The following is an 18,723-nucleotide window of genomic DNA, read 5'->3' as shown; positions in this document are numbered from 1 at the left end:
AAATTAAATCACTAATTTATGCTTGTAATTCCATGTGAAGGTAATCCTGTGGATAACAGATAGGAGGAGAACGGATGAAATACGAATCGGCCAGTCCTGAGGATTATATCAGACAGCTGCCTGAGGAACGGAAGGAAGTCATAATGAAGCTGAGACAGATACTGAGGGACAACTTGCCTGTGGGGTTTCAGGAAACCATGTCTTATGGAATGATAACCTATGTTGTTCCCCATCAGATTTATCCGCCTGGTTATCATGTTAACCCCGATCAGCCGCTCCCTTTTGTCAGTATAGCCTCACAGAAAAATTTCATTGCACTCTACCATATGGGCCTCTACATGGTACCCGGGCTGCTGGCTTGGTTCAAGGAAGAATATCCGAAGTATGTTCAAACCAGGCTCGATATGGGGAAATCCTGTGTGCGGTTCAAAAAAACAAACAGCATCCCGTATGATCTTATTGCACAGCTAAGCAGCAAGATTACTGTGGATGAGTATGTTCGAATAGTTGAGGGTGAAGTGAAGAGGGCTAAGAAGAACTAGCGGATCTACACTATAGGATGCTGTTTCAAAAAATGCAGGATTGCATCATTTACCAATACGGGGTTCTCTCTCAGCATATGCGGCCGGTGGCTGCCTCCAGGAACAACAAGATACTGAGAGTTCTCTACCAGAGCAGTCAAGTGCTGGAGCTGGAATTTCTGTACAAAGGGATCATGCTCCCCGGCGATAAACAGGGAAGGGCAATCGATACTGTGGATCTGCTCCTCGGTTAGTTGCGGGAATAACCGCCAGTCTGCGGCGCTCTGCCGCATGAATTCCTGCCAGTTTCCGCGGTGCGCCTCCTCATGCCGTTCGAGCATTTGTTGGATGATGACGTCCTTGCCGTGTGCAGCAAGCCATTCCGGCTCGTACTCATCCGCACCGGACGGCTCTTTGAACCCGCTAGAACCGATGGTCGTCATTGAAAATACACGCTCCGGCGCATTTAACGCGACAACCATGGCCACTCCTGCCCCCAGGCTATAACCGATTAAATGCGCTTTGGGGATGGACAACTGCTCCATAAACGCAGCAATATCATCCGCCAGCTGTGGGGTGCTCCAGGTCAGATTCGCGCACCGGGTTCTGCCATGCCCCCTGAAATCCGGGAAATAACAGGTGTACGCATTCTGAAAATCAAGGATTTGACTCGCAAATGCCAATATCCCCCTTGAATAAGCGCTGTGCAGAAAGATAACTGGCTCTCCGGTACCCATCTTTTCATAGAACAACTCTAAGTCACTCAACTGAATATATGGCACGATATCCTCCTTGTAGGAACAAACGTTCCTTCCATTGTACTCCTGGAATATGGATATGTCACGGGGGAAACTCACTTAAGGGAAGGCAGGTTTCGGTCCGTCTGTGATCCAAGATATGGTATAATAATGGGTAAACGGTTGCTTTTATTAGAGGAGAGAACTTACGGATGATTGATCTTAGAGTGATTGATAAGGAGAATTTCTGGACGATTATTAATCTTAGTGTTGGTGAAGAGCAGAAGAGTTTTGTGGTTTCGAACGCAGTATCCATTGCACAATCCAAGGTCCAGCCCGAGTGCATCCCGCTTGCCGTATATGACGGGGAGACCCCCGTCGGATTTGTCATGTACTGCATCGATACGGAGGATAACGAGTACTGGATCTACAGATTGATGATCGACCAAAGATATCAGTCCAAGGGATACGGACAACAAGCGATGAAGAAGCTGATCTCTCTCATTCAGCAGGACAAGAGTCATCATGTCATCTACATAAGTTTTGAACCTGAGAATAGAAGAGCAGAGATGCTCTACCGCAGTTTGGGGTTTACCCAGGATGGCCGGATTATAGATCATGAAATCGTGTATAAATTGGAATATGAATGAATTGGAGTCAGAATGTTCTGTGGGCAAAAACATTTTTCAGTTGAACTTGGCATACGTCTTGTACAGTGAATCACTTACAATTAAGTAAAGACAATGCCAAGGGAGAAGGATACATATGGGGACTCGTTATAGAGACTATACATCAGATGACATGATGAAAGTGAGCCGGTTCTTGTCACATGCCCATTCAAAATTAAATCGGCCGAGCAGCTGGACGATTGCCCGTTTTGAATTCGAGATTTTTTTCTATAAGTGGAGGGCGGGCTTGCTCCCCGAGTGGGAACAAAATATCGGACTGTGGGAACGCGACAATGGGGAACTGGCCGCTGTGGTTTGCAGGGATGGGGATTTCTACTTTCAATTGGATACAGATCATCCGCAGGAGGAGCTGCTGTGTGAGATGTTAGAATTCATCGAAGCGAAGTCTGCTCCGGCTGCCGTGAAGCTTGCAGTGCCAAAGGAGATGTCAAAGCTGCAAGAGTTGGTCCAGGGCAGGGGATATGTGCATCTTCTGAACGAGAGCGATAATATTATCTCCATCACGCTGGAGAAGGATTTTCCGGTGAATATTCCTGTGGGCTTTTTGCTTCAATGCGGGGAAGAGGTGTCAGACCAGGCTAAAGCGCAAGGCCATATAATGGCGTTTAACTACCCGGGAACTGCACATGCAGAGCAGATGCTGCGGTTATACGGGGGCATCCGTCAAGCACCGGGTTATCGTCCGGATCTGGACTTGTCTCTGGTTAATGAGCAGGGTGAGGTCGTGGCGTTTTGTAATGCTTTTGTGGATGAGGTGAACCGGATAGGAATTCTTGAACCGGTGGGAACCCATTTGGATTACAGACTGAGGGGGCTGGGCCAGGCTGTAATCTATGAAGCGCTGAACCGTCTGCGGTCCCTCGGAATGGTTAAGGTATATACAGGTCCCATGCAGCCATTTTACCAGCGTATCGGATTTCAGATGGATGTGGAGTTTGAGGTGTGGAAGAAGGACTGAAAGATAGACCCTTCGAACAAACCCGTCAGGATCTAATTATAAGTATCGGACGTTCTCCATTAGAGCTTAATGATCATTTACTGATTCAGTACACAAGGAACATTTGAATTTCATCATATATTACTTATCAAGTATTTTTCCATTATCGCATTTCCATCATTGTTCTCAACTTCTTTATATTTTAGTTTTTTATATAGATTGTAGGCAGGTTCATTGAAATTAAATACACTAAGGCTGAGTTTTCTAATTCCTTTATCTTTGGCATCCTGCTCTATCAATTTCATAGTTTCAAATCCATATCCCTTATTTCTATAATTTTGCATAACCAAAAAATCACAAATGAATCCTGATGTATTCTCTTTTTCATACCAAATAAAACCAATTTCTTCTAAGCTATGATTTATTATTACATATATATAATTATTTTTTGTTAATAAACCCATCGGAAGTAGTTCATTGAATTCTTTTTCAGCACATTTATAAGCATCTTTATCGCTACACATTTTAGATTTGATTAAATCTTTTGCATAGTCATTAACAGACCACTCTTTAAATTTTTCAAATTCATTTTCTGACATATTTCGGATCTTTATCATTTATTAACCCCTATTCATTTAAATTTCTTGTTTGCTAATAAATTACGCGAATTTATTGAGCTATCTTGCCCGATAGTTGGAAAGGTAGCCAATAATACCGACAACCTGTTCGTCATGATGCTAGCGCTTCCCGTTAGGATAAAGGCAGCCGATCGCGTTTACTGACCGGCTGCCGTGATTAAGCTAACGTTTCCCCGTTAGCTTAATCTTCAATTTCACTTCACTTACAACGGGCTCTGACATTGATACAATATCAACTATGTGGTCTAAGCAACTAATTCCGTAATGTTTAAACGGACCAGGGAAGTCTTCCGTTGCAAATGTGCTCACCCCTATAAAGTCGAGATATCTTGATTTGTTGTAGATTCTAAATATTTTACCTTCGAATTTCTCATATTCATCCCATGAAGTAAAGGATTCATTTCTTACCGAGTAAGCGATGTAGCTCTCAAATTCAATTTGTATAAGAGGTGCATTTTCATCAACGTTAATCGGATAGGCTTCTAAACTTGTCTCCCCAATCATCACTTGTTCTGGAGTATCTCCAGAAATACTCTTACTGAAAACTACCCTTAGGGAGTTAGTTTTGGGTTCTGTGAGCCCTATAAAGAATACATCTTTTAGTTCCATTAAATCTTGAAATATCATGGAAATTCACCTCTATTCGCGGTGGGCGGACTAGTCGCATTGACCTTTTTCACACAACTTAATTTTAACACATATTGTAACTATCCTGCCCGTTACTTCAATATAAAAAACAGATTGCATTCGCAGTCTGCTTTTTGCATATCGTTCTTCTTTAGCTTAAAGATGCTCTTATAATATCCTCCCATTTCGATAGATAAAGTAAGAGCACTTCTTCATCAACCAGGGTGTAAGTACAAAAGGCAGCTTAATGAGTAAATCAGTTTAGGAGTTCTAGAACTCATCGATCAACGAAATCCCTTTAGTAATACGGATTCTACTATCTTGCAAGAAATCGCGGGTCCAATCATCGGGTTGAGTTAAATCCCAACTCCGGTACATACCGACGACTACGATAATTTCACGTAGTTTAAGAAAAATCTTCATCTGACTTTTCCAGCCGTCAGGCATTTGTCGGCCATCCTCAGTGTAGCCTAGCTCGAAATGTTTAATAAAAAGTTCGTATTGTGCCTTGCGTTCAGACTGCGAATCTTCCCCGAATACATACAGCAAGTAATAGAGCTGGATAGCAATGTCCTCGACATACCAACTGTACTGACACTCGTCGAAGTCGAAGAGCGTTATTTGCCCTGATTCATTGACCGTGAAATTACCTATATTGATATCTCCGTGAATTAAACCAAAATGATCAGATGTAACAGGCAGACCACCCAGAGTTGCTTTAAGTTCATCAAGGGCATGAATAATGGGTTGAAGCTCTGTCGGTAAATAATCTTTCGCTCGTAGGAGGTAATCATTAAATTCTCAAGTGTGCCTTGTGGATATAGGTTTATACAGCTTGGTCAGTTCATGAAGACGGCCTGTTATGCGACCACATTGTTCATAAAGTATTGGATTGCCCAGGCATTCTGGATATCCGATTTTTCTGCCAGGTGCATAGTTGAAAGAGGTTGCGTAAAAATCCATCACATTCCCTTCGATATATTCAAAATCCTTTCCATTAACCGATAGAACCGGGTCTGATACCGACAAACCATTGTCCGAAAGATAACGAATCCATTCTATTTCAGCTGCAAGTCCTTCCGACGTGCGAAGTGTGCTCGGAGTAAAACGGAGAATATATTTTGATTCATCGCGAATATAGGAATAAATAAAGTTTTGAAAGCCTCCAATGAAAGTCAGATCTTTTGGACTGATCCCAAAGCGCTCAGCACCTTCAGCAGCATGTTCGTCCAGGAACATCAATTTTATTTTTGGGTCCATGATTTCTCCTTGGTAATTGAATTTAGATCGAATACATATATGACGATATATTATAGGGGAATTGAACGGCCAGTTCAGCTTTGAGGTCTCCATACCTTTTGGCTCATAACCTTGATAGACAAGTTGCTCATTATAGTTATCTACTCGATAGATGTCTTTGACAATAGGCATCATGTCAATTATAGGCTTAGCATTTAACCCTGGGACAGACGTACTCCCTATATGATGTATTTCAATAATCTCCGCACCAAGAACCAGTCGAAGGTTTTCTGCTTCTTCCTCAAATTTTGAAACCCAGAGGGGGTTATAGGGCAGAACTTTTACTCTCCTCATTTTTGTGTTCTCACCATCCATTCAGTCTGATATTATATTTTGAATCTACTGCATGACTACTGTGTTATCCTGCCCGTTACTCTGAAAATAAAGTCAGCCGATCGCGTTTACCGACCGGCTGACTTATCGTGTTTACGCTAGCTTTTCCCGTTCGTTGAATCTATCTATGAATTCAGTTCCAAAAATATTTCATTTCCCTATACCCAACATCCCATATTTTTTCGTCCCCCTCAATGGTTATCGTGAGTTCGCTCCCAGCCTCGATAGGAATCTCAAACATCGCCGGAAACAGTTCCGGATCACTGCGTTGAACTTCTCCAGAACTGGTCAATACCTCGTGTCCATCGACGGAAACACGGATGCTTCCGGAATAATCCGTTGGTTCAGGTATTCCGTAATACAAGGAGAAAATCATCTTCTTCTTATTCGAATACGTAAACGTTTCTAAATTCCCACCTGCAACGCCATACATATTATAGTGGGGTTTTACGTTTTGAGCGCTTATTGTAAAGCTATTCAGATTTTTTCCAGTTGATGAATTTCCGGAGCTGTCCATCAATTCGTTTATTGCCACAAAGGGACCTTCTTCTTTGGTGAACGCTTTATCTACAATCCCACACAATCCCCATACCCCTAATAAAAGAACCATACAGGAAATGGCGGTTATCAAAAAAATGCGCCAATTGTTTTTTGAACGAACACCAAGCTTGTATGCCCCAAAACCGACTGCTGCGCCTAGTGTATTTTGAATGGCATCATTAACATCGAAGCTGCCCAGAAACGAAAGGGCCTGTATGATTTCCATTACGATAATCGAAAAAAAGAACGTTGTAATGAATCGAAGAAATCTAATCCGATATAACAATAGAATCAATATACCGTAAGGGATGAAAGCTATGATATTTCCAAATCCAACAAAATCCATGAGGGTAGGGTGTAGAAGATCAGATATATTAGGCAGTTTAAAGAAACTATCTGGTAAAAAAATAAAGGTGTAACCAGCCGTTCGCTCTGCGGCACCCATTCTACCGAATGCGAAAAATAAAAAATAAAGAATTAAGATTGTATAGAGCATGGTTATGGTAAAAATAACTTTACGTTGTTTTGACATGGTTAACTCCTTTGTCGGGTACGTACGTCCTGTAAAACTGAACTTGCTGCCTCAACCCATTTTACTGCTATTACTACTAACCTGCCGTTACTTCAATGAAAACAGCAGACTGCCGATGCAATCTGCTCATTTCCGCTATCGTTCCCAGTTTGCGTATTGATTTAAATCTACTTTAGTCCCAAAAATTAAAAATAACATCCCCGACTGTTTTTGGTTTCCAGTGAAAGATTTGGTTTAATTCCGCTTTATTTAAGTAATTTTTGTTTAGCACGTTATGAGTTCTTTCATCGAGTACTAATCGTTGATTAAGTGAATTTGCAGATAGTACCCTAAATTCATTGCTCAATGCATCTACAACACTAGAAAGTGAGTGGTCGACAAATTCAATATCGAAGTATTGAACTGAGGAAGCAAAAGCAACGAAGGTATAGGAACTATTTAACAAGATAAAAATGCTCCCGTTATCTAAACAGAGCTCTGCTTTGTAAAAATTCTGTGATACATGTGGTTCTTCAAAGTACAAAAGCTTCCCTTTTGAATAGTTTGCCAACATGTAACAAAGTCGTTTGAAATGGAATGAAAAGACCTCTGGTGAATCCTTGATAAGGAATGCAGATATACCTTCCAGAAGTAACACTTCCGTCACCTACCTCTTATTCCGTCTTCCAACCCAATACCGCAAAGACACTTTAACTTTAACACATATTGGAATGCGGCCCGTTAGTTCAACGCCTTCTTCAAATCAATTCTGGTATAAGTTTATTTTTTTTCATACCCATCTTGGTAATGAGCTTTATCATCATTGTATTTTCAATTGCAGTGGAAGGCGCGGCATTTATGACAGCTATGGTGGATGCTTTGCGGTCGGGACTCAAGGCCGGTGACGATAGCATTACGCAGTTATTATACTATTTGAATTGGGCCTGAAGCCATTCTGCCGACAGCTGCATGTAACCTAGCTGATCCGCAGCGTCAAAATGCTCAATCGCTACCGTATCCTTGTACCCGATGGACTTCAGCCGCTCCAGGATTTCTTGTATCGGAATGCAGCCGGAGCCGACTGAAGCCGGGAACAGCTTCGTCCCGTTTGTGCTGATCTTCGGCGTTTCAACAGGGTGCTCCTTCAGAGAGCGGTCTTTGCAATGGACATGAACAATTCTCGATTTCAGCTTCCCGAAGGCTTCCAGCTCGTCTTCGCCCTGATAGATAAAATTGCCGGTGTCGAAGGTACAGCCCAGCTTCGGAACCTTATCCATAAACCATAGTAATTCTTTGGATGTGGAAAATGGCGCACGGCTGTCATCGAAATCCTCCAAAGTGATTACCATACCTTTGGACTCCGCGTACTCGCACATCTCCCGGAGCGCCGCAACCATTCGCTGCAGCGAGCTATTCCGCAGCTCCTCGCCGGCTGATTCCTCAATGAAACCCGGAATCACAAGTACCTTGTCCGCCCCCAAATACTCGGCCGTGTCAATGAAATCCAGTCCAGGCTGCACATCAGGAGCATTACCAAAATCAAAAAAAGCGTACATTGAAGCTACCGAAATTCCAGCTTGCTCCAGCTGATTTTTCATGGCCCCGCGGCTGGGCTGTACCTCGTCCAAATCCAGCTCAACGGCCTGGATGCCCCATTCGCGCACCCGGCTCAGTACCTCTGGTACTGGTAGCCCAGCTTGCTTGCTGGCGGTAACAATATGGTTGTAAAACACAGATATGTTCATAAATGTGCTCCTTCCGTCCTATCAGAGTCTTGCAATCGCTTCCTTGAATCAGTATAGGGGATATTCAGCAGGGGTTCCACTGTGGAATTCAGTATGCAGGACAGGTGTCCTTTTATTGTTCTCTACATTACTCTAATATGATGAATAGGAATTCTGATACAGGGGAGAGATTCAACTTGAATACAGTAAAGCTCAGTTTTATCGGTGCGGGATTTCATGCATCTACCAATATTTACCCTTCTGCTATCCAAGCAGGGGCTGAAGTTGCCGCGATAGCGACCCGTGATCTGGAACGTTCGAGGGCCGCGCTTCAGCGGTTTGGCAGCAGGGGCAAGCCTTATGACGATTACCGGAAAATGCTCCGGGATGAAAAATGCGATGGGGTGGTGGTAGTCGCGCAGCCGCAGGATCAAAGCGCATTGGTGCTAGACTGCATCCATGCCGGAAAAAATGTATATGTGGACAAACCGTTAGGCTGGAATGGTCCGGAAGCTCTTCAGCTAGCAGATGCAGCCGAACAGGCCGGAGTGGTGCTGATGGTGGGATTCATGAAACGTTATGCTCCCGTCTATTTGAAGCTGAAGGAGCTGATTACAGGAGGGACATTGGGCAGCGCCCGCTCCTTCCAGGCACGGTTCGCAGTAGACAGCACACCTTTCTGTAAAGACGAGGAGCAATTTATAAAGCTCGCTGCCATCCATATTGTAGATTTACTGCGTTTTTTGTTTGGTGAAGCAGTACAGATTTCGGGATTTACAAACAATGACAAAGCACAGATCTCCCAAAGCATTTCACTGAAATTTGCAAACGGCATTGTGGGCAGCGTCTATTTTTCCGGGATGAGTGCCTGGTCCAGAGAAAGTGAGAGCCTGACGGTTACCTTCGATCATGGGTTTGCCTGTGCGGATGAAGTGGTGAAGCTATCGGTTCATCATTCTCTTACAGCCAGCGGACTGCCTTGGCAATCGCTTGCTGAGCAGGATACCGTGTTCACCCCTTCAGCGTCCGCGATGTCCGGCGGTTACAGAGATCTTTATCTGCGGGGCTTCGTCGGAGAAATGGCTCATTTCATGACATGCTGCCGTGAAGGGTTGACCCCTGTCTCCAGCGGACGGGATAATGTGAAGACCATGGAGCTGTGTGATGCGATATTGTCGGCTCTGATGTAAATAGGCTTATCCAGCGGATAAGACAGGGGGAAAGTTCAATGATCACAGAGTTGCCGAAAGCAGACTTTTATAAAATTAAGCACCTCACAGATGCATGCTGCAACATAGAGGTAAAGGCTATAGTAGGTGGAAATAATCCTGGTTGGGTATTCGCGGATGATCCGGCTGAACCCAAGTCTGCACTAATCTGGATTCAGGGACAGACAGGCTTTCATCTGGTTGGTGATCCGCAGAGCGAACCTTTTTTAAACGGTCTGGAAGCCTTTATGCAGAGTGAAATTGAATCCAAATTGACCAAGTTAAATATGAACTGGGTGGAAATCAGCTGTGAATCGGAGAGCTGGAGGAAAACGATAGAGGTTATATTTAATAAACGTAAGATTTCAAATAGTCTGCAGCATGTATTTAAGCTTGGCGAAGCTTTGGATACTGTTGCAGGTCTGAGTAGTGATGCTGAGGTACATAGAATGGACAAGAGTATGTTCGAGACCGGTAGGATAAGCAACCAAGCTTTTATTGAGGAAAAGCTTGCCCGGTTCTGGGACTCCCCAGACCACTTCTTCCAGCAGGGGGTTGGATATTTTGTTGAACGTGACCATAAGGCAGTTAGTGTATGTTTCTCGGCATTTATTACCGGCCACAATCATGCTGTTGATATCGAAACGATTGAAGGGTACAGAAATCGAAACTATGCTGCATCAGCCGCCCGGGCGTTTGTAGAGGAATGCAGGCGTTCAGGCATTCAGCCGTATCGGGATTGCTCCCCGGATAATTCCGGCTCGATTCGCTTAGCGGAGATGATGGGGTTGGTACATGATTTTGACTACCGGATATTCTGGTATAACTTCTAGAGTGGCAACAAACGCTACCAAATCCAATGCCATCCGTAAGTAGAGAGAGATAAATCTACCTACGGAGATGATGATATGCTTCTCAATCAAACTTCTTTAATTCCTCCTGCAGTTCCGGATTCCCCGGAGAACGCACTTCCTCCTTCCTGGGACCTGTTCCGGCAGCGTTATGAGTGGCTTGAACCTCAAATTCACGCCTTTGTAGCTGAGGAAAAAGCTGGGGAACGGTTGGCCCGGGATGAGGGCTTCTTGCTTAAGAACTATGCCGGAAATGTGGCGAAGCCTGTATTCTACGGAGTTCCTGTAGGCATCAAAGACCTGCTGCATGTGGAGGGATTGCCTACCCGGGCCGGGTCCGGCTTGCCGGCTGAGGTGTTGACCGGCCCGGAAGGGTCGTTGATCCGGCGCCTCCGCTCGCTAGGTGCGCTGATCGCAGGAAAGACAGTTACCGAGGAATTTGCTTATAATGGCCCTATTGCCACACGTAATCCCCATCATACAGATCATACCCCAGGTGGTTCAAGTGCAGGGTCAGCAGCAGCGGTTGCTGCAGGATTATGCCCGTTGGCAATTGGCACCCAGACCCTCCGTTCCGTGATCGCACCCGCGTCCTTTTGCGGCGTGGTGGGCTTCAAGCCAAGCTATGGCAGAGTGCCGCTGGATGGAGTTGTTTTGCTGGCCCCTTCTTTTGATACCGTGGGGTTCTTCACACAGAATGTATCTGATATGCAGGTTGCTGCAGCTTCGCTTCTCCCGGACTGGAGGAACCAGCCTCAGCAAGCCCGCAGCAAACCGGTACTTGGCATCCCTCAAGGGGTATACATGGAGCTGATGAGCAGTGAGGTCAAAGGAGCTTTTAATGCACAAATCTTAAGTCTTCAGCAGCAAGGCTATGTGGTAAAGCAAGTGAGTATGCCGTGGGAGGATGAGTTTATCTACGGAAATGCCATGCTGCGGTTTCTGGAAGGTGAAATGGCCCGGGAGCATGCCCTGTGGTTCGGTCGTTACGCAGAGTGCTATGGCAATCCCGTAAGGGAGGCTATTCTCCGGGGCCAGGAAATCTCCGATACGGAGCTGGGGATGTACCGCCGGAAGCAGTACAGGCTGCGCCGGGAGCTGGAGACCGTCCAAGCGGCACAGGGAGTGGACCTCTGGGTATCGCCAGCCCAGGGTGGAACAGCACCTAAGATCGGTGAGGGCACCGGGTGGTCCGGGATGACCGCTATCTGGACCTTCGCGGGTTGTCCTACCATCAGCCTGCCATCAGCCAGTATTAACAGCCTGCCGCTTGGCTTTCAGTGCATCGGGCGTTATGGGGAAGATGAAGCACTGCTGGCTTGGGCGCAGGAGATTGCAGGACATTTGTAAGTCATTTACGGAAGCATAAAGGTCTGCTGTTATTCAATTTTGAAAATTCGTCATTTTCGTAGCAGAAACCGCATATTGATCTCGCCGCTGCCTGCGGTGTTTGGCCTAAGGCCCAGGCGGAAGGCGTTTTTCTTCAATCTGGCTTTGACCTGGCAAGGCGAGAGCGAAGGACAGCTTTGCAGCAGCTGGGCGGCTGCACCGGAGACAATGGGGGTAGAGATGCTGGTGCCGGACAACACGAAATATTGTTGGCCAAACCGCAGGTACGGGAAATTACGGGCCAACTGGGAGCCGGGGGCGCGAAGCGAAATGACAGATTCCCCCGGGGCGACAATATCCGGTTTGACCTTGACGCAGGGTGCCGGGCCACGGCTGGAATAGAAGGTAATGCGGTCATCTTTTTGGGTGAGGGTCCGGCGGTCATCTACAGCTCCTACAGTAATAGCGGACGGACTGATGCCCGGTGACTCAATGGTTTTGCGTCCGGGTCCGCTGTTGCCAGCTGCGATTACAACGGTAAGTCCGGCTTTGACTGCTTTTTCTACAGCCTGGCAGAGCAGGTCGTCTTTGCATGATGTGCTTACAGGTCCGCCGAAAGACATCGATAGAATGCGCAGCTTCAGACATTTACGCTGCGCAACACACCATTCGATCCCCTTAATAATGGTTGAGTCGTAGCCATCTCCGTTGATATCGAGTACTTTAACACCTACAATCCCCGCTTCAGGTGCAGGACCTCTATATTTCCCTTTGCTGAGCCAGCCGTTACCCGCCGCATCCCCGGTAATATGAGTGCCATGACCGTTGTCGTCATAGGGGCGCTTGCGGTGGTTGATGAAATCCTTGAACGCTACGATGCGATTCACGGGCCGGACCAGATCGGGGTGAGGGAACACTCCGGTGTCAAGCACAGCAATGTTGATCCCTTTTCCGGTAAGCCCCCTTGAGCGCTTCACAGCAGTTGCACCGATGGATGGAGTGGCAATATCCAGTGACATACTTTTAATGTCATCCAGGTATATCTTATGAACGCCCTCCCAGCAGCACATCCGTTCCAGGCATTTCATTGAAATACGTGAGGAAACCGCATTAAGCATAGGAATACGATGTTTGACAGACATAACGTGTGAGCCTAAATGATTGTGTAAGGCTTGCATCCTGCCCTGGGTTAACTTGTGATTGAATTGAATAATAACAGGCAGCGCCGCTGATCCCTTACTGGAATGAACCGTTTTGCGAATACAGTTCCTCAGCGGACGGTTCATTTTGGAAGCATACTGCTTCATCCACATTTTTTTGCCCATGGCTATCCCTCCGATACAGGGTATGCGCGGAAAGGGATGATGGGTACATTTCTATAAATCTGAGACAATACCACATTTCTGGAAGAGTAGGCAAGAACGCGGTTCACTACAAGCGCAAATTGCATCTAATACTGTATCCTATCAGAAAGTGGTGAAGCAAATGAAAGCTCCTGACAAAAAAGCAATCCTGGCAAAAAAAGCTTTAATGGCAAAAAAAGCAATGATGGCCCGCAAAACAAATGCAAAAAAGGTAGTGAAGAGACGCAGAATCAGACAGACCTTTGACAGATTCGTAGTGCTTGCTACAAGCCTGGGCAATGTGAACAAGGATTCCTCCGGATGGACAGCTTCCTTGACCAGCGGTACAGTAACGGTAACTGCCGATTTTGACGATTTTGGTGTTGCCAGATTCCCTACAATCAGTACGTTAACAACGGTATCCTATACTTTGAGAATAAGAGATGAAGCAGGTAATCTCTTAACGACCAAGTCCGTCTCTGCCAATCGTGAGTTTTATGTTGCCAGATTCTAATTCTAGCGACCTTTGAGATGAGCCTAAACGGCGCGTACTAGATGGTACGCGCTTTTTGGTACGCTTAATAAGTATTCGAACAGGGAGTTCCTGTGATCATCTAGTGATAGAGCCGTCAGGACCTATAGCATTTCAAATTTATCGGCCACCATGATATTCTTAACGAATACGAACCCTAAATTTATCCAGCGCCTGAGGAGATGTAGAATTGAAAAGCTATTTTGTACATAACGGAGCTGTGGTGCTGCATGTGCTGGAGAATGGAGAGCCTTCTTCCACGATGCCATCGCTGCTTGTGATAGGCGGACTGTGGGAGCCTGCGGAACGGGCCCTTCCGCTATTGTCGAATTTACCGGGACATGCCGTATCCTTCAGCTTCCGGGGACGCGGACTCAGTTCAACACCTTATGGCGGCTATGATCTAGAGGATCATTTATCAGATATTGCCGCTGTCGTTGCCCATACCGGAATTGAACATTACTGCGTGCTGGGATTTTCCAGAGGCGCTTCCTACGCGCTTGGCTGGAGTCTACAGAATCAAGAACAGATAAAAGGCCTTATTCTTGTAGACCAGCCGCCAATCCATCGAAGTGTATCACCGGAAACCGTGGATTTCTGGTGCGGTCTGACTTATCAGCAGGTGCCTATACTCAATTATATGCGGCGGGAAGCGCTAGAGGGGCTGGGACGTGAAGCAGAGGAGCGGGACTTCACTTCACAGCTGGCTCAGCTTAAGATCCCAGTAACCTTGTTTGCCGGAAGAAATAGGGCGGCAGAGATTCCATCTGATATCTCTGAAGAGACCTTGGACAAGTACAAGCAGTACCTTTCCCCGTTTCACGTTGTAGAATTTCTTCACTCCGGGCATATGATTCCCGACGAGGAGCAGCAGAAATATATTGCTGAAGTCATTTTGTTTCTTTATGAGAGGGGGCTCGCCGATGTATGAGTGGATCAAGGGTTATAGCCGGGTGGAATACAGTGAGCAGGCAGAGAGGCTTGATTTCGGCAAGGATTCAAGCTTCCGAATGGAGAAAATGGAGCAGGAATCATCGCCTTCCGGTATGACTGCAGCCGCGCAGTATTTTATTGCCCAGAATGCATGGCTGTCTGATGATTTCCGGCAAAACATTCCTGCACATAACGAGAATATCCGCCAGCTAATCCTTACAGAAATTGCACCGCATTTTGCAGATGTGAAGCAGAGTATACGCGAAGGAAGCGTTGAAACGATCTATTTACAGGAGTTGAAGCCGGAATCACGGCAGCTGTTCGGGGATACGCAAACCGGAATTCTGCCGGTGCTGGAAGATCTCTACAGGCATCATGATATGAATGACAGAATCAGCGGGGGTAAGCGGACGATCATCAACTATATGGTAAATAGGGATGCCTTGGAGCCTTATGAAGCGCCGGACACCGAAACACTTCAAGCCCTGCTGAGTTCGTATCTAGACCTGCCGGATGTAGAATATAGCGTGATGCCGCTCGGCTGGTTCTTTGACGAGAATTTGCGGTATTCTGCAGCGCTTCGCTTTTTTGCCGGATTTGTTCCCCATCTGATGCTTGGGGTGGATGAAGACACTGGTGAGGTCATCCTGCTTCAGATGTCCGGCAAGGAGTTCGCCTGCAAGGTCCTGCTGAATTCGGCACGTCCCCAGCCTCCACGGCGAAAGGACAGCCATTTATATGTGGATATGGGCCATGGGGTTGTGTATGCAATCGGTCTAAGCAGACAGTCTCCGGTGAGCAACTGGAAAGAGCTTGCAGAGAAACAGGCCTATTGGCTGAAGGAAGGCATGGATTTTAATGACTTCAATCATGAAACGGCAGAACCGGTCCCGGCCAATATCGGGTTTTTTTATGACCAGGATTCTATCCAGTCTATAGTCGATAGGATCAATCAGGAGCTGGAGGATATTCAGGTACAGGATTAACCCGGTGATGTCCCCCTTGTCGATATAGCACTCGCCAGTAGCCCGCAGAGTTTCTGCGGGCTGTTCTAGCATGGAGAATGCTTTTTCATTCTACTCATTCTTTACCTATAAATCCGCCAGTCATTTGCATATAATGGAAGTTAATGATTGCAAGGAGGTTCAAAAAGAGTGGACATGCAAATGGAGAAGAGCGGGGGGAATGGGGAATGACGAACTTACCATCGGAGTTCAGGGAACTTTTGCATGTTTTTTTGAATCAATATAATGGAGTTTCGGAAAACAGGCAGGTGCAGTCCGGTCCATTGACCGCTTTTGCCAGATATATGCTGGGTGAAATAGATAATAAGAAAAAAGAAGAGAGGTGTACACATTGAGTATACAAGCTGCAGAAGAAGTGCTCTCATTCTATACGCTTCAGGAGCCGATGGTTGAATTTATCAGACATAATGAAAATATGACGTTTAAGGTTACGGATCTAAAGGCAGGCAAGCTATACTTGCTGCGTATTCATAGTCCGTCAACAGCAGGCCTGCTCGGGATTCAGCATACGCGGCAGGGCTTGGAATCAGAAATGTACATACTGCAGGAGCTGTCCAAGGACCAGGCACTTCATGTGCAGAAGCCGGTAGCCAACCGGACCGGAGGGCTCGTAACCGAATATGTAAAGGATGGCAACGATGTTTGTTATGCTACCCTGCTGGAATGGATAGAGGGCGCAACGCTAACTTTACAAGAAGACAACATGGAGCAAATTGCCTATCAGCTGGGGGAAAAGCTCGCGGCATTTCATCATTTCTCCCGTCATACTGAGCTTCCTGGTCTGCAACGACCGGTGTATGATGCAGAAAGGATCGATACTGCGGTTGAAGAATTGAAATACGGCGTAGATTCAGATCTGTACAGTCAGGCACAATATGAGATCATTGTCCAGGTCCTCGGAATTATAAAAAGGCAGCTCCAAGTGCTGGAGACCCTTCCAGGGCAATGGGGGCTTGTACACGCGGATGTGCAGCTTGGGAATGTGATTATCACCGAAAGCGGGCCTTGTTTAATAGACTTTGGCTTTTGCGGGTATGGCTACTATCTATTTGATCTGGGCAGCGCGGGGACTGTTCTTCCCGGTGAGCTGCGTCAGCTTTTTTTACAGGGCTATGCTTCAGCAGCAGATTTTTCATGGGAGCAAATAAGGTATATTGAAGGGCAGATATTTATGGATACTTTTATCAGCTATCTTTTCTTTATACATGACTCCACACGCAATAACTGGATCAAAGAGAGTGCGGCAAAGCTTTGTAATACCCTATGCAAAGATTTTATTGCAGGCAAAGAAGTATTTTACTCATTCTAAACATGAAAGGGTCCTTGAAACGGCAGGAGGAATTAAAAATGAATATCGCAGAAGGCGCAGCCATCATACCCTTAGAAATCGAGGGCATCATTTTGAATTCCACTTTGGTGTGGGACGAACACAGGGCGATCCTGATTGATGCGGGCTTTTACGGGCATGGCACACAGATAGTAGAAGGCATGAGGCGGGCCGGCGTAGCTGTCGAGCGGTTATCTGCCGTGATTTTGACCCATCAGGATATTGATCATATTGGCGGTGTGCAGGACCTGATGGAATTAGCAGATAGACCGCTGAGTGTGTATGCCCACGCACTGGATCAGCCTTTTATCGAAGGAACGGTTCCGCTATTAAAAAGAGAATTGCCTCCACAACTTCAGCATATGTTCGACCTTCCTTATCATGTAAAGGTGAATCATACGCTAAATGACGGGGATGTGCTTGATTTTTGTGGTGGTGTTGAAGTGATTTTTACTCCTGGGCATACCCCGGGACATATTAGTTTATATTTGCAGACAAGCAGGATACTGATTGCCGGAGACGCATTGCCTTCCATAAACGGGGAGCTGCAAACCCCAACAAATCAAACCACACCTGACCTGCCGGCGGCGTTCAACTCCTTGAATAAATTGCTGGATTACGACATCGACCAAATTGTCTGCTATCATGGCGGGCTGTGTACGGAGAATGTACAGGAGCAGCTTAGGCGTATAGTGGAACACTCATCCGTTGAGACCGCTTTTTTCAAAGAAGGAGGCATCTGAGCAGTGAATGGATTACTGGGAATGAAGCTTGGCGAAGGCGGATGTGCGGAAATTTACGAATGGGAAGATAAGTCAAAGGTTATTAAGCTAGCTAAAAGCCATACTGCAATGGAGGCGTTGGCAAATGAATTCGGCAATACGCAAGCCGTTTGGGAAAAAGGACTGACTGTGCCGCGCCCCTATGAATTAACCGAAGTCGATGGCTATCCGGGGATGGTAACAGAGCGCATCTATGGAGAGTCGCTAATGGAGCGGTTCATGCAGCTGTTCATGCAGTCGTCTGCAGACAGGGCATGGACGGACAGTGACGATGAGAATATCCGCATCACCGCCCGCAGCCTAAGCTCCATTCATAGCCATGTGATCCCTTCGATGCCACCGCAGCGCGAAGCGCTGCGGTGGCATCTCCATTCAGCCCGTTATCTGACTCTAGATGAGAAGAAGCGGGTTGTTGAGCGGCTGGATCGTCTGCCTGTGAAGCACCAGCTCTGTCATGGAGATCCCAACCCGGGAAATATCCTGATGCGGGATAGTGAGCCTGTAGTTATCGACTGGATGGATGCCTCGACCGGGAACCCCGAAGCGGATCTCGCTGAATACATCATCATGATCCGCTATTCGGTTCTGCCACCGGGTCTGCCTGTGGATGTGCCGGGTTTCTTTGACTCTGTGAGAGAACATATCATCTCTGTATTCAGCGAAGAATACGAACGGTTGACGGGGCTTGCTTACCGTGAGGTGGAACAGTGGCTGGTTCCGCTCGCTGCGCGTAAACTGAACGTTGGTTCTATAGGTGAAGAAGAGAAGCAAAGGCTGCTGGAGTTTATCAGAGCGGAGTTGTAAGTGAACAATGAAACAGTCCAACCAGTGGCGGGA

19 protein-coding genes and 1 pseudogene are annotated in these 18,723 nt (G+C 46.4%); 12 read left to right on the top strand and 8 right to left on the bottom strand.

Going from position 1 to position 18,723, the window contains the following annotated elements:
• Positions 1-74 precede the first annotated feature (74 nt).
• The gene (locus tag ACTJKB_RS04930) at positions 75-542 is read left to right on the top strand and encodes a DUF1801 domain-containing protein (protein WP_440832156.1); all 468 of its coding nucleotides are present in this window, start codon (positions 75-77) and stop codon (positions 540-542) included.
• Between the two features lie 5 nt (positions 543-547).
• Here the strand turns inward: ACTJKB_RS04930 and ACTJKB_RS04925 are convergent, their stop codons facing one another.
• A complete protein-coding gene (locus ACTJKB_RS04925; protein ID WP_440832154.1) occupies positions 548-1,288 on the bottom strand; it encodes an alpha/beta fold hydrolase in 741 nt (246 codons plus the stop codon).
• A gap of 182 nt (positions 1,289-1,470) precedes the next feature.
• On the opposite strand from ACTJKB_RS04925, the gene ACTJKB_RS04920 reads away from it, so the two are divergent.
• Together ACTJKB_RS04920 and ACTJKB_RS04915 are read left to right on the top strand one after the other, a co-directional pair.
• On the top strand, positions 1,471-1,908 hold the full coding sequence (locus ACTJKB_RS04920; protein ID WP_440832153.1) for a GNAT family N-acetyltransferase: 438 nt from the start codon (positions 1,471-1,473) through the stop codon (positions 1,906-1,908).
• Positions 1,909-2,023: 115 nt separating this feature from the next.
• Positions 2,024-2,905, top strand: a complete 882-nt coding sequence (locus ACTJKB_RS04915) for a GNAT family N-acetyltransferase (protein WP_440832151.1) — start codon at positions 2,024-2,026, stop codon at positions 2,903-2,905.
• A gap of 113 nt (positions 2,906-3,018) precedes the next feature.
• Here the strand turns inward: ACTJKB_RS04915 and ACTJKB_RS04910 are convergent, their stop codons facing one another.
• The 6 genes and pseudogenes from ACTJKB_RS04910 to ACTJKB_RS04885 form a co-directional block, all read right to left on the bottom strand.
• Positions 3,019-3,483 carry a GNAT family N-acetyltransferase gene (locus ACTJKB_RS04910; RefSeq protein WP_440832149.1) on the bottom strand — a complete coding sequence of 155 codons (465 nt, stop codon included), beginning with the start codon at positions 3,481-3,483 and terminating at the stop codon, positions 3,019-3,021.
• A 201-nt stretch (positions 3,484-3,684) separates the two neighbouring features.
• Entirely contained in the window at positions 3,685-4,149 is a 465-nt protein-coding gene (locus tag ACTJKB_RS04905; protein ID WP_440832147.1) for a hypothetical protein, read from the bottom strand.
• Positions 4,150-4,419: 270 nt separating this feature from the next.
• Positions 4,420-5,742: pseudogene (locus tag ACTJKB_RS04900) on the bottom strand (phosphotransferase).
• Between the two features lie 172 nt (positions 5,743-5,914).
• Positions 5,915-6,853: a VanZ family protein gene (locus tag ACTJKB_RS04895; protein WP_440832145.1), complete on the bottom strand. Its 939-nt coding sequence runs from the start codon at positions 6,851-6,853 to the stop codon at positions 5,915-5,917.
• Positions 6,854-7,025: 172 nt separating this feature from the next.
• On the bottom strand, positions 7,026-7,499 hold the full coding sequence (locus ACTJKB_RS04890) for a hypothetical protein (RefSeq protein ID WP_440832143.1): 474 nt from the start codon (positions 7,497-7,499) through the stop codon (positions 7,026-7,028).
• A gap of 262 nt (positions 7,500-7,761) precedes the next feature.
• Positions 7,762-8,577, bottom strand: a complete 816-nt coding sequence (locus tag ACTJKB_RS04885; protein WP_440832141.1) for a sugar phosphate isomerase/epimerase family protein — start codon at positions 8,575-8,577, stop codon at positions 7,762-7,764.
• 176 nt (positions 8,578-8,753) lie between these two features.
• On the opposite strand from ACTJKB_RS04885, the gene ACTJKB_RS04880 reads away from it, so the two are divergent.
• The 3 genes from ACTJKB_RS04880 (at position 8,754) to ACTJKB_RS04870 (ending at position 11,965) form a co-directional block, all read left to right on the top strand.
• Complete coding sequence (locus tag ACTJKB_RS04880) at positions 8,754-9,746, top strand: Gfo/Idh/MocA family protein (RefSeq protein ID WP_440832139.1); 993 nt, start codon at positions 8,754-8,756, stop codon at positions 9,744-9,746.
• A 38-nt stretch (positions 9,747-9,784) separates the two neighbouring features.
• The gene (locus ACTJKB_RS04875; RefSeq protein ID WP_440832136.1) at positions 9,785-10,597 is read left to right on the top strand and encodes a GNAT family N-acetyltransferase; all 813 of its coding nucleotides are present in this window, start codon (positions 9,785-9,787) and stop codon (positions 10,595-10,597) included.
• Positions 10,598-10,672: 75 nt separating this feature from the next.
• Positions 10,673-11,965, top strand: a complete 1,293-nt coding sequence (locus tag ACTJKB_RS04870; RefSeq protein ID WP_440832134.1) for an amidase — start codon at positions 10,673-10,675, stop codon at positions 11,963-11,965.
• A gap of 50 nt (positions 11,966-12,015) precedes the next feature.
• Here the strand turns inward: ACTJKB_RS04870 and ACTJKB_RS04865 are convergent, their stop codons facing one another.
• On the bottom strand, positions 12,016-13,269 hold the full coding sequence (locus tag ACTJKB_RS04865; RefSeq protein ID WP_440832132.1) for a S8 family peptidase: 1,254 nt from the start codon (positions 13,267-13,269) through the stop codon (positions 12,016-12,018).
• A gap of 205 nt (positions 13,270-13,474) precedes the next feature.
• Here ACTJKB_RS04865 and ACTJKB_RS04860 point away from each other — a divergent pair, with 205 nt between their 5' ends.
• From ACTJKB_RS04860 to ACTJKB_RS04835, 6 genes are all read left to right on the top strand, one after another.
• Positions 13,475-13,801 carry a hypothetical protein gene (locus tag ACTJKB_RS04860; RefSeq protein ID WP_440832131.1) on the top strand — a complete coding sequence of 109 codons (327 nt, stop codon included), beginning with the start codon at positions 13,475-13,477 and terminating at the stop codon, positions 13,799-13,801.
• Positions 13,802-14,009: 208 nt separating this feature from the next.
• Complete coding sequence (locus ACTJKB_RS04855) at positions 14,010-14,750, top strand: alpha/beta fold hydrolase (protein ID WP_440832129.1); 741 nt, start codon at positions 14,010-14,012, stop codon at positions 14,748-14,750.
• Positions 14,743-15,738 carry a hypothetical protein gene (locus ACTJKB_RS04850; RefSeq protein WP_440832128.1) on the top strand — a complete coding sequence of 332 codons (996 nt, stop codon included), beginning with the start codon at positions 14,743-14,745 and terminating at the stop codon, positions 15,736-15,738. The genes ACTJKB_RS04855 and ACTJKB_RS04850 overlap by 8 nt, the downstream gene beginning before the upstream one ends.
• A gap of 370 nt (positions 15,739-16,108) precedes the next feature.
• Positions 16,109-17,086: a phosphotransferase enzyme family protein gene (locus tag ACTJKB_RS04845; RefSeq protein WP_440832127.1), complete on the top strand. Its 978-nt coding sequence runs from the start codon at positions 16,109-16,111 to the stop codon at positions 17,084-17,086.
• A gap of 38 nt (positions 17,087-17,124) precedes the next feature.
• Positions 17,125-17,847 (top strand): MBL fold metallo-hydrolase, encoded by a 723-nt coding sequence (locus tag ACTJKB_RS04840; RefSeq protein ID WP_440832126.1) that lies wholly within the window; start codon positions 17,125-17,127, stop codon positions 17,845-17,847.
• 3 nt (positions 17,848-17,850) lie between these two features.
• Positions 17,851-18,690 (top strand): phosphotransferase, encoded by an 840-nt coding sequence (locus ACTJKB_RS04835; protein WP_440832125.1) that lies wholly within the window; start codon positions 17,851-17,853, stop codon positions 18,688-18,690.
• Positions 18,691-18,723: the final 33 nt, after the last annotated feature.

This window comes from Paenibacillus sp. 22594, from assembly GCF_052044425.1.
Taxonomy (GTDB): domain Bacteria; phylum Bacillota; class Bacilli; order Paenibacillales; family Paenibacillaceae; genus Paenibacillus_AQ.
Note: the sequence above shows the minus strand (reverse complement) of the source record. Positions and strands in the feature narration are given on the sequence as shown.

What these genes read in the sequence shown, in the direction of transcription:
- ACTJKB_RS04930 (WP_440832156.1), top strand. Translation starts at nt 75, where the DNA reads ATGAAATACGAATCGGCCAGTCCTGAGGATTATATCAGACAGCTGCCT.
- ACTJKB_RS04920 (WP_440832153.1), top strand. Translation starts at nt 1,471, where the DNA reads ATGATTGATCTTAGAGTGATTGATAAGGAGAATTTCTGGACGATTATT.
- ACTJKB_RS04915 (WP_440832151.1), top strand. Translation starts at nt 2,024, where the DNA reads ATGGGGACTCGTTATAGAGACTATACATCAGATGACATGATGAAAGTG.
- ACTJKB_RS04910 (WP_440832149.1), bottom strand. Translation starts at nt 3,483, where the DNA reads ATGTCAGAAAATGAATTTGAAAAATTTAAAGAGTGGTCTGTTAATGAC.
- ACTJKB_RS04905 (WP_440832147.1), bottom strand. Translation starts at nt 4,149, where the DNA reads ATGATATTTCAAGATTTAATGGAACTAAAAGATGTATTCTTTATAGGG.
- ACTJKB_RS04895 (WP_440832145.1), bottom strand. Translation starts at nt 6,853, where the DNA reads ATGTCAAAACAACGTAAAGTTATTTTTACCATAACCATGCTCTATACA.
- ACTJKB_RS04885 (WP_440832141.1), bottom strand. Translation starts at nt 8,577, where the DNA reads ATGAACATATCTGTGTTTTACAACCATATTGTTACCGCCAGCAAGCAA.
- ACTJKB_RS04875 (WP_440832136.1), top strand. Translation starts at nt 9,785, where the DNA reads ATGATCACAGAGTTGCCGAAAGCAGACTTTTATAAAATTAAGCACCTC.
- ACTJKB_RS04870 (WP_440832134.1), top strand. Translation starts at nt 10,673, where the DNA reads ATGCTTCTCAATCAAACTTCTTTAATTCCTCCTGCAGTTCCGGATTCC.
- ACTJKB_RS04865 (WP_440832132.1), bottom strand. Translation starts at nt 13,269, where the DNA reads ATGGGCAAAAAAATGTGGATGAAGCAGTATGCTTCCAAAATGAACCGT.
- ACTJKB_RS04860 (WP_440832131.1), top strand. Translation starts at nt 13,475, where the DNA reads ATGGCAAAAAAAGCAATGATGGCCCGCAAAACAAATGCAAAAAAGGTA.
- ACTJKB_RS04850 (WP_440832128.1), top strand. Translation starts at nt 14,743, where the DNA reads ATGTATGAGTGGATCAAGGGTTATAGCCGGGTGGAATACAGTGAGCAG.
- ACTJKB_RS04840 (WP_440832126.1), top strand. Translation starts at nt 17,125, where the DNA reads ATGAATATCGCAGAAGGCGCAGCCATCATACCCTTAGAAATCGAGGGC.